This is a genomic window from Archangium sp., assembly GCF_036388035.1.
GTDB lineage: Bacteria > Myxococcota > Myxococcia > Myxococcales > Myxococcaceae > Archangium.
This window is the reverse complement of record NZ_DASVSO010000269.1, coordinates 1-10,502: the sequence shown is the minus strand read 5'-3', so window position 1 is coordinate 10,502 and position 10,502 is coordinate 1. Positions and strand designations below refer to the sequence as shown.

Sequence of the window (10,502 nt, the reverse complement as noted above, 5' to 3'; positions counted from 1 at the left end):
GAGGCCCGCCCTGCCCTATCCGGTTCAGGACCTGAGAGGGTCGTTCTCCGCTCGCCGCGAGCCCACTGGCGTCATCCACATCCCCGACCTGCACGTGTCCAACGCGGGGACAAGTACCCAGTTGACTGCCAAAGGCCGGCTCGAGCTCAGCGAAGACCGGCGCCGCCTGGCGATCCGGGGTGAGCTGGAGCAGGACTTGTCCAAGCTCTCGCAGCCCGGCCTCATCGAGAGCAGCGGCAAGGCCACGGTCCACTTCCGGGTGGCTTCGCCCAACCTGGTGGTCTTCCGAACCCTCTCCGAGCTTCTCCTCCAGAACGTGAACCTGCGGCTGCCCGGCTCCGGGGTCGCGATCGAAAGGCTCGATGGCAACGTGCCGCTGACCGAGAACGTGGAGTTCATCCAAGGCCGGGTGCAGCTGATGGACGACATCGACGTGAACCCGTACTCGATGCTTCGTTTCGCCGACCAGCACCCCTTGCTCTCGCGCAGCGGCTTCATGTCGGTGGGCAGCATCACCACGCCGTTCATTTCCATCGCGCCCCTGGCCGGAAACCTGGCCATCAACCAGCACGTGGTCTCCATGAGTCAACTGGAGATGGGCGTCCGCGGCGGGCGTATCACCGGACAGTGCGTGTTGGACTGGCAAGGAGCGCACTCCACCCTGGAGGCTCACGTGCGGGCCACCGGCGTGAAATCGTCCCGGGGCGAGCCCTTTGACGGAAATGCCGCCGTGGTCATCTCCGGCAGGGATCGCAGCGTCAACGGACGCGCGGAGATCCTGCGCATTGGCAACCGCCACCTGCTCGACTTGCTCGATCTCCAGGATCCGCACCACACCGATCCCTCCACCAACCGCGTCCGCTACGCGTTGGGCCTGGGCTACCCGGAAAACGTGCGGGTGAGCTTCAACCAGGGCTTCGGCCGCCTGCGCATCACCATGGGCGGCCTGGCCAGGCTGCTCAGCATCAACGAGATCCGGGGCATCCCCATGGGCCCCATCGTCGACCGTGTCATCAACTCCTTGTCCCCTCCGGAGGCCACGCCATGAAACGCCGCGGGTTGCCGCTGCTTGCCGCCCTCGCCTTTTCCGGGTGCATCAGTGCCCCTGAGATCGTCATGGTCGATCGCGCGACGGCGCTCGAAGAACAGGCCTCGGGATCGTTCAAGGACGTGGAACAGCGTCTCGCTCGCGCGGGCATGAGCCCGACGCCGGTGCCGCTCACGCCCAACCAGCTGGAGGAGCTGGGCATCCAACCCACGCCGTTGGTCGAGAACCTGGGCAAGACGCAGGCGGACCGCGTCGACGAGCTGCTGCGGCGCCACTGCGTGGGCGAAGGGCGGGACGGACTGCTGGTGGACACCCGGAGCCTCTGCACGGCCGGACGCTTGTCGGCCGATGACGCCGCCCTGATGGAACGGGTGAACCGGTCCCGCATCCACCTGTGGCAGTGGATGCGGACGGTCCGCCCCAGCGTGCCCGAAGAGTCGTTGCGCCGGAGCTGGCAACAGGTGCACGCGGAGGGGGTGATCTGCGGCGGCTGGGTCGAAGCCGATGACGGCACCTGGGGAGAAAAGAAGTGCTGACGCCCCGTGGCCGGTGCTTCTTGGCCCTGGCCGTGCTCATCGCGGCCAGCGCCTGGGCGCAGGACGATGACCAGGGAGGCTTGCGCACGCCCTCACGGCTCACCGTGGGCGTGGGAGATCAATTCCTGGGGCAGTTGGGGCCCGATGGCAACACGCTGATCTTCGTGTCCAACCGCAACATCGCGACCGAAATCTACGTCCAGGACTCGGAACAGGGTCGCGAGCGCCGCCTCTTCGACGAAGGCGCCGACGTGACCTGGCCGCGGGTCAGTCCCGACGGCAAGCACCTGCTCTACATTTCGTTCCGAAATCAGGCCAGCGGCCAGCTGTGTGTGCGGGAGCTGCCGGGTGCGGAAGGCCGCCGCTGCCTCGAAGAAGAAACCAGCGCGCTGCAGGCGGAGTGGATCGATGCCTCGCATATCGCGCTGGTGAGCCGGGCGACCATCCAGGGAGATCTGCGGTTGTCGCGGGTCACGGTGGGGCGCGAGTTGAGCGTGAGTCCCCTGCTCGAGCGCAACCTGACCAGTCCCACCATCTCGCCCGATGGGCGCTGGCTGGTGTACGTCCCGGTCGAACGCTCCGTGCAGCAGGTGGGCCCCGGCTTCGCCGCGCGCGCCTCACCCCACTTGGAGGCACTTCGGCTGGATCGCCCCGGCGCGGCCCCCCTACCGCTGGCGCTCGCGCTTCCAGGACAGACGGGCCAGCCGGTGTTCGCGCTCGATGGGCGCTCCCTGTACGTGGTGCAGTTCTTCACCGACTCCAATGCGGACGGGGTGATCGACGCCAGTGACAGCGGAGTGCTGTTCCGGGTGCCTTTCGCCGCTGAGCGTGAGGACGCGCCCGAGCTGGCCGCCGCCTCCAGTCCGGAACAGCTCACCAGTGTGGCCTGGAGCTGCGAGTACCCGGCGCCCGCGGCCGCGTCACTCATCGCAACCTGTTCGCGCGATCGCTCGCTGGATGTGTATCAGCTGCCGCTGGATGGCCAGGTTCCCAGCACCTGGGACGTTCCTCGGCTCAACGAAGAATTGAGAGGGGTTGGCAAGCGCGCGGATCAACTCCTGCTCTATCGCCAACGCCTGCTGCGCGAAACCCGGCCCAAACTCCGCCGGCTGCTGATGATGCGCCTGAGCCAGCTCCACCTGGCTTTCGAGGACTTCGACGCGGCGGAGTTCTACGCCCGCCAGATGCGTTCGGTGATCGATCCCGCCACCGCGGGACTGGTGGAGCCGCTACAGCTCCTCATCGACCACCGGCGCGCCATGAAGGAGAGCGAACGCGGCCGCATGGTGGACGAGCTGAACGACGCCGAACGGCGACGCATGGCCGCGTTGAATCCCGCCGCCGCTCCCAGCCCGCCCTCCGCCGTCTTTCAGCACGTGGTGCGCAGTGAGCTGGCGGAGGCCGCCGGCGACTTCACGCTGGCGCGTCAGGAGTTGGAGGCAGCCCAGCTGACCGACACCACACCGCGCGCGGTGCTGGAAGCCTATTTCGAACAAGCGGACGCGCTGTACCGCAAGCTCGACGATCGGGAGGCCCTGGTCGAAGCCGGCCGCCGGCTCTCCCTGAACAAAGCATTTCATGAGGACGACCAGCTCGACTTCGCTCGCGCCGCCGTCCGCGCCCTGTACCGGGGACGCCCCTACGCCGAGGCGGATGCCGCCATGGCCCAGGCACTCGCATCGGCACCCGCCGGCTCGGCCTACGCGTTCGCCTTGGAGCTGGGCCGGCACGTCAACGCGTTGCACGAGGAGCGTCCCCCCCGCCCCGTCCGGGATGCCTTGATCGCGTTCTACCATCAGCAAAAGGATCCCCTTCGTCGGCGCGCCCTGGTGCAAGACGCCGTCGAGCGCGCGGCGGGCCTCGGCGCCGACGGCGTGCTGGAGGCGTTGGCAACCGTCTACGTCGATGACGCTCCTCCCGGCACCGAGGAATACCGCCGGGCCGAACGGTTGTTTCGCCGCGCGATGATGGGCCGCGCCTTCCGCCGGTTGGGGAAGCAGCGCATGGACGAGGCCCGTGCCGACTTCGACCTCGTGACTCAACGGACCGGCTCACTGGAAAGTGCTGTCGAGTCCATGAGCCTGCGCTTGCGTGCCGGCGTCAGCCCCGAGGTGGTGGAAAAGGAAGTCACCACCACCTCCGCGAGCATGGCCAGGCCGCTCGCGCACTTCGTGAAGGCCTACCTCACGGCGCGCCGGTTGCCCAAGCTGGATGACCGCGCCCACGCCCTGGCGGTGGAGTCCGCCGTGAAGGAGCTGCGCACCTCGTGGCAAGAGCTCAAGAACCAGCGCGCGGTGCATGCCCTCTATGGTGCCATTCATCACGAGGACTTCCTCCGCGGCCACGCTCCTGCCGCCGCCGAGCGCGCCAACCGGCACTACTTGATCGCCCTGGACCTGGTGCGAAACAACGTCCGCTACCGGGCGATGATCCTCGGCGCGTTGGGGATGTTGCACACCCAGGTGGGCAACTTCCACATCGCCCTGGGCTACCTCGAGCAACGGGACAAGTTACCCTACGTGGACAACGCGGCGGGGCTGGCGGTGTCCCTCGCCCGTGCCCGGGCGCTCTTGCACGTCGGCCGCGAGGAAGAGGCAGCGCGGGCGGCGGATCAGGCCTTGGCCATGGTGGACGCCACCCCGAAGCTGGCCAGGTTCGTCACCCTGGCACTGGATCGCGCGGCCCTCTACAACCTCGCCGCGGGCCGATTCGAGCGGGCGTTGGCGCTCTACGATCGCGAACTGCCCACCGTGGAAACGGGCCCCAGCGATGCGGAGGGGCGGCGCAACCGGTTGGTGGTGCGACTGGCCCGCTGCGCCGCGGAGCTGGGGGCGGGTCAGCCCCAGCGGGCGTTGGAGGACCTGGACAGAGTTGACCGCGACCTGGCCACCCCAGCCGTGCAAGCCACGCTGAACCAGGCACACGCCACCCCCAAACACGTTCAGCGCACCTATCGCCTCATCGCCGCGGGGCTGCGCGCCAACGCGGAGACCCGACTGGGGAACCTGGACGCCGCCGCCCACGCACTCGAACAGCGGCGCGCGCTGTTCCTGGAACAGTTCGCCGAGTCGGATAGCGATGAGGACATCCGCGCGGTGACGCTGGCGGAGATGCGGCTGGCCGAGAATGCCGTGGATCGCCGAGACACGGCGCAGGCGGCCCGCTGGTTGGGCAAGGCGATCGAGCACGCCGACACCCTGCTCGATCGCACCCACGCATCGGTCGATGCCGGTCAGCTCGACGTGCTCTGGTTCGCGGCGCAGTTGCACGCGGATGGGAACACACCGGTGCCTTTCGACGTGCCCAAGCGACTGGGCCAGGCGCAACGCTCCCTCCTCGACCAGCGAGATCCTTCCTGGCGCTCATACCGGGCGTGGTTCGAGATCTATCTGGCGCTCAGCGCGAACCCGCCAGCCGAGGTCCGGGAGGCACTGCTGCTGCCCGCACAGCCATAGCCAGGTGGCCAAGGAACTGGACCTCACCGAGTCGGCCCTGCGTAACTGGCAGGCGGCGCCCTGAGCACGGCCACCGCGAGCCGTGCCGAGCCTCAAGGGGTGGAGCGCCCGCCAATCTCCGGGAAGCGCCCATAGGCCCGTTTAAGCGCGTCCAGGTGGGCGGGGTTGTCCAGGTCGAGCGGCTCATCGGTGAGTTTGACGACCCACCCGCCCGTCGCAGTGTGCCGTGAGCGCGAAAGCAGCTCCGCGTCGCGGGCGGGATCCGGAAAGCCGATGGCCCGTGCGGCAGCTTCCGACCAGTAGTTGAGCCACCCCAGACGATGCGGAATCTCAGGCGAGTGCATGGCACCAGGGGACTTGATCTCCGGCAGCCCACGGGGAGGCGGCTCCAGGTCGTCTGGCCGATTCTTCGTCTGGCGCACGATGTCCACGCTTGCACTAAATGGTGTGGCATGACCCCAGTAGGCGCGCGCGCCCTCTGCGACGGCTTCCAGCACATCCGCCGCCGCCGCGCTCCCTACGGCGTCCAGTGGCAGTTGCGCATGAACTTCAAACAGCGCTTGGCCTCCTGGGCCAAACATGGCTGGGAGTTCCAATCCGGAGATCATCACGGGATAATGTTCGTCATTGTTGCAAACGAGGGGAAACCCCCCGTTTCTCCTAACCTGAGCGAGCCACCTGTCACGCTGTGGCAGAGAAAGGAATTGATGGTCATCAGAAACGGTCCAACCCAGGCGCAATCCAGGGAATGCGCGCTCCATTCCATGGACCGCAGCCGCAGGACGACCGTCGTCGCTCACGAGCGCAGGCGCGTAGGCGATGATGGTCATTTTTTTTGGCTTGCCCGTCATTTCAACACCAGCCCATGATCTCAATAAGACCCTTGAATTCCGCAGCCGCGTCTTCCAGTGCTTTCTTGTGCGCTTCGCTGCGAACGCCGATTCGGAAGTTGAATCCGCAGGCCGCCGCGAGGGCCCGCTCACGCCGTGCTTCCTCTATCTGTTTGTTGATTTCGGCTTGAAGAATGAAAGGATTATACTCTTCGATGTCGTTGGTTTTCACCTCCCAGAGCGTGCGCGTAGCCAATTGCAGTGCGTCGAAGTTCTTCCCATTCACGAACACATCCCCGCCGGGGAAACTGTTGTTCGGAATTCTGTCGGCGCACGTGTTGTGCAGTTTATTACCGCCAAGGTGGTACGGCACTGGGACGTGCTCGCACCTGCTGCGGTTTCGCTCCGAGGTCTCGGGTGGCTCCAGAGGTGGAAAATCCGGTCCTTCAGGCTCCGGCTTGGGCCTTTTTTTCGGCCAGGGTTTCCGCGGGGCGGGCGCTGTTTCAGGCACGGGCCTTGCTTCGGGGCGGCCCATATCCAAAGCATACGCATCCAGGGCCTCTTTGATGCCGAAGCTCACCACCACCACGCCCGCGACGATTACCGTTCCCACGATGATCTCCGGCGCCGCCAAGACACAGAGTCCGACGCCCACGGCAGCGGCACCGGCAGAGGCCACCGCGCATCGTGCCGTGATGTCGTGAAACTCGATCCGATCATGGTCGAGAGCATGAAAGCACCGCTCCGCCAGCACGGGCCAGGGCTCGGAAGCTTCGCGGACGGTGCACCGCCCCCCGTCCGTCCACGGCAGTGTCGCTTGGGCTGGGCGGTGTCGTCGTACAGGCTGAGAGAAAGAGCAGAAGTGCGATGCCCGCGCGGAGACGCATGGCTAGGTCTTCCAATCGATTCAGGGCCTAAAGGATCCTGGCGAGGAGGTTCGGAGTATGGCAGCGCGCACCGACAGCCACGAACGAGCACGCGAGGAGAGCGGCATACGGCAGCCGCAGCTCGGGCTTGTGGAGGGCTCCCAGGGAGGTAGCGGTGCCAGCGGGCGCGCTCTGGCGGACCGTGCAGGGACAAGCGACAGCTTGCCCGTAGCTGGAGCGGTGCCGGGCATCCAGGCCGTTCCCGCCTCGGCTGGCGCCCCTGGACTCGTGCTCCCAGCCGACCTCTCGGAGGGCGGCGAGCAGCTCCGCCTCGGAGACGTCCGTGGGCCTGAGGCGGGACACGGTCCTGGGCGCCGGTAAGGACCGGGCGGTGACGGGGTGGCGCGTCAGGTTGCGCAGCTGCCGGATGTTGCCCGGCCAGTCGTAGCGCACCAAGCGGCAGGCCAGCGGTGCCGGCAGCCACGGCTCGGCTCGTGCCCACCATGCCCAACGCGTCCGCTTCGCGGGGCACCTCCGGAGCCGCCAGGTGCAACACCAGCCCCACGCGCCCGGCCAACGTCAGGGACACGCCCGCGGCCACCTCCGCGGCGGACAGCTCCCGGGGCCCTTCGAGCGGTACTCCCGCGACGGTCACCTGGCTGCCCGAGGAATGTGTTGGCGTACGTGAAGCAAGCGCGAGGGGTGCGAGCGATTTTGGAGCGGGTTTCGTCAGTTGACTGACCGGCCACGGCCCGCCAAGGTGACAAACCCAGGAGGAGCCCCTGATGAGACTCAAGCTCATGAACCTCTACGTGGAGTCGCCATCATCATGAAGACACCAGAGGGTCCCGTGCGCATGCCAGGCAAGGCGAAGCCGAAGGCCAAGGGCACGTCGGGCGCAAGCAAGCCACGCAAGTCGGCCACCGAGTCCAAGTCCCCGCCGAAGGCGAAGGCCAGGCCAGGTGCGAGTGAGGCCGAGCCGATCAAGGTGCGAAAAGGTGAGAAGTCGATGCCGGGCTCGAAGCGCGACCTCGGGAAATCCGCTTCCCAGCTCATTGACCAGCGGATCCTCGACCTGGGGGGATGGCGCGGGGAGACCCTGGCCCGCATGCGGGCGCTGATCCTGGAAGCCGATCCCGAGATGACCGAGGAGTGGAAGTGGATGGGCACTCCGGTCTGGTCGCACCACGGGATTGTCTGCACCGGGGAGGCGTACACGAAGGTCGTGAAGCTCACGTTCGCCCGGGGGGCCAAGCTCCCAGACCCATCGCGCCTCTTCAATTCCAGCTTGGAAGGCAACACGCGAAGGGCGATCGACATCCACGAAGGGGAAAAGGTCGACGCGGGCGCGTTCAAGGCGCTCGTGAAGGCCGCGGTGGCCCAGAATGGCCTGTCGGCGAAGAAACCCCCGCCGAAGGCAGGCGCGAAGGCCAGGCCAGGTGCGAGTGAGGCCAAGCCGAGCAAGGTGCCAGAAGGCGAGAAGGTCCCCGTCCTCCTCTCGGGCGGCAACCCGCGCATCGCGAAGGCGGACGGCGACGCCCCAGTGCAGGAATACATCGCCGCGATGCCGGGCTGGAAGCGTGACCTCGGGAAGCGCCTCGACGCGCTCATCGTGCGCAACGTGCCCAACGTGCGCAAGGCCGTGAAGTGGAACTCGCCCATGTACGGCATCGAAGGCCAGGGCTTGTTCCTGGGGTTCCACACCTTCACGCATTACGTCAAGGTGACCTTCTTCCGCGGCACGTCACTGCAACCCGTTCCACCCGGAGGCACGAGCAAGGACGCGCGCTGGATCGACATCCACGAGGACGATCTCGACGAGGCGCAGCTGGCGACCTGGGTGAAGCAGGCGGCCGCGTTGCCCGGCTGGGTCCCTGGCCAACCGTCCTGAGGAGGGAGGCCTGGAAGGTCCTCGCCCCGCGTGAGATGGTCCAGTCCCCCGAGCAGTGCGAGGTGCCGGTGTTACGAGCAGGAGCCGAGCGGATGGACCTAAGCGCGGCGCTCGCACGGCTGGACACCGAGGGCTACGCGCCGCTCGGACGCGTACTCGGGGACGACGGGCTCACCGCGTTGCGCGAGCGCGCGGAGGACCTGATGCTCGGGCGCGTCCCCGACCCCGGCCTCTTCTTCCAGATGGACGCCCGGACGGGACACTATGAGGACGCGGGACTCGGCTGGCGAGGCCCCTCGCTCGCCTACCGGAAGATCGAGCGGCTGGAGAAGGACGAGCGCTTCCTCGCGTGGATCTCCAACCCGCTGTTCGAGCGGGTGGCGCGTGCGCGCATCGCGGGCGGCATCGTCCTCTACCGCGCCATCCTGTTCAACAAGGGGGACCCGGGAGGCGGCGCCATCCGCTGGCACCAGGATGGTGGAACGCTCTGGGGATTGAGCCAGGAGCCGGAGTTGCAACTCTGGACCGCGCTGGATGACGCCCCGGCGGACGGGGGCTGCCTCGAGGTGGTTCCGGGAAGTCATCGGTGGGGCCTCGCGCGGCCCATGGGCGGTGTCATTCCGGAGGACCAGTTGCTGGCGCACAGGGCCGAGGAGCGCGCTGTCCCCCTGCCCGTCCAGGCGGGCGAGGTGGTGTTGCTCCACAACCAGCTCTGGCACCGCTCGGGCCCGAGCCGCGAGGGGCACCGGCGGCGCGGCTTCTCCATCTGCTACATGAGCGACGCCACGCGCTGCCTGCGCAAGAAGCGCGCCCCCCGCGAGTTCTTCCGCGTCTTCGAGGGAGGGTAGCGCCGTGGCCTTCAACAAGGGCTATTCCTATCGCGAGCAGCTGGGCGCCCGAGCGCGGGGACAGCGCACGCTCTCCTATCTGGTCGCCGCCTACCGGCACTCCCCGCTCGAGGTGTGGCGGGAGCGGCTCGCCCGGGGCGAGGTCGTGTTGGATGACGTCCCCGCGACGGGCGAGGAGCTGCTGCGCGCCGGCCAGTGGCTCGTCTGGAACCGGCCTCCCTGGGAGGAGAAAGAGACGCCGCGCGACTACTCGATCGTGCACGAGGACGAGGCGATCCTGGCGGTCATCAAGCCGGGCGGCCTGCCCACGGTGCCGGGCGGAGGCTTCCTCCTCAACACCCTGCTCCACCTCGTGCGGGAGCGCTTCCCGGAGGCGAGCCCCCTGCATCGGCTGGGACGCGGCACCTCGGGCCTCGTGCTCTTCGCGCGCACGCACGACGCGGCGGCGAAGCTGTCCCGCGCCTGGCGCGAGCACGAGGTGGAGAAGCGCTACCGGGCCCTGTCGAGCCACGTGGCCACCCAGGAGTTCTACGACATCACCGCGCCCATCGGCGAGGCGGTGCATCCGGGCATGGGCATGGTCCCCATGGCGATTCCAGGCGGGAAGGCGTCCCGGAGTCTGGCGCGCGTGCTCCAGCGGCGCGCGGCGAGCACCCTCTTCGAGGTGGACATCCAGACGGGCCGCTCCCAGCAGATCCGCATCCACCTGGCCTTCATCGGGCATCCACTCGAAGGAGATCCCGTCTACGCCGCGGGAGGCGTACCGCGCGCCGAGCATCCGGGACTGCTCGGGGATATCGGCTACCTGCTGCACGCGGAGCGGCTGTGTTTCGTGCATCCGCTCACGGGCAAGCGCTTGGAGCTCCATGCCTCCATCCCGCGCGAGCTCCAGGTGGAGTAGCGCGCGGGCTGGACCGGCTCGGCATGCAGCGGTGTCGAAGAGCTCGAACGGCTACGGCCCACGCAGGACGGTCAGTCCCTGCTCGGTGAGAACGAGCAGCATGCTCGGCGTCACGGTGGGTTCGTAG

General features: G+C 67.7%; 7 protein-coding genes and 2 pseudogenes. 7 read left to right on the top strand and 2 right to left on the bottom strand.

The features are described from left to right. The 3 genes and pseudogenes from VF697_RS11380 to VF697_RS11370 form a co-directional block, all read left to right on the top strand. Positions 1 to 1,048, top strand: a pseudogene (locus VF697_RS11380) (hypothetical protein); the annotation flags it as partial. Continuing rightward, positions 1,045 to 1,584 (top strand): DUF1318 domain-containing protein, encoded by a 540-nt coding sequence (locus VF697_RS11375; RefSeq protein WP_331094175.1) that lies wholly within the window; start codon positions 1,045 to 1,047, stop codon positions 1,582 to 1,584. The pseudogene VF697_RS11380 and the gene VF697_RS11375, both read left to right, overlap by 4 nt. Beyond that, the gene (locus VF697_RS11370; RefSeq protein WP_331094173.1) at positions 1,578 to 5,039 is read left to right on the top strand and encodes a hypothetical protein; all 3,462 of its coding nucleotides are present in this window, start codon (positions 1,578 to 1,580) and stop codon (positions 5,037 to 5,039) included. The genes VF697_RS11375 and VF697_RS11370 overlap by 7 nt, the downstream gene beginning before the upstream one ends. A gap of 92 nt (positions 5,040 to 5,131) precedes the next feature. Here the strand turns inward: VF697_RS11370 and VF697_RS11365 are convergent, their stop codons facing one another. Continuing rightward, positions 5,132 to 5,890: a DUF5953 family protein gene (locus tag VF697_RS11365; RefSeq protein WP_331094171.1), complete on the bottom strand. Its 759-nt coding sequence runs from the start codon at positions 5,888 to 5,890 to the stop codon at positions 5,132 to 5,134. Position 5,891: 1 nt separating this feature from the next. Beyond that, positions 5,892 to 6,623: a DUF6310 domain-containing protein gene (locus VF697_RS11360; protein WP_331094168.1), complete on the bottom strand. Its 732-nt coding sequence runs from the start codon at positions 6,621 to 6,623 to the stop codon at positions 5,892 to 5,894. 1,121 nt (positions 6,624 to 7,744) lie between these two features. Here VF697_RS11360 and VF697_RS11355 point away from each other — a divergent pair. The 4 genes and pseudogenes from VF697_RS11355 to VF697_RS11340 all read left to right on the top strand — a co-directional run. Then, positions 7,745 to 8,155, top strand: a pseudogene (locus tag VF697_RS11355) (DUF1801 domain-containing protein); the annotation flags it as partial. A 144-nt stretch (positions 8,156 to 8,299) separates the two neighbouring features. After that, positions 8,300 to 8,626 (top strand): DUF1801 domain-containing protein, encoded by a 327-nt coding sequence (locus tag VF697_RS11350; RefSeq protein ID WP_331094177.1) that lies wholly within the window; start codon positions 8,300 to 8,302, stop codon positions 8,624 to 8,626. Between the two features lie 92 nt (positions 8,627 to 8,718). Continuing rightward, positions 8,719 to 9,474, top strand: coding sequence for a phytanoyl-CoA dioxygenase family protein (locus VF697_RS11345; protein ID WP_331094166.1), 756 nt, complete (start codon positions 8,719 to 8,721; stop codon positions 9,472 to 9,474). A 4-nt stretch (positions 9,475 to 9,478) separates the two neighbouring features. Further along, positions 9,479 to 10,375, top strand: coding sequence for an RluA family pseudouridine synthase (locus tag VF697_RS11340; RefSeq protein ID WP_331094164.1), 897 nt, complete (start codon positions 9,479 to 9,481; stop codon positions 10,373 to 10,375). Positions 10,376 to 10,502: the final 127 nt, after the last annotated feature.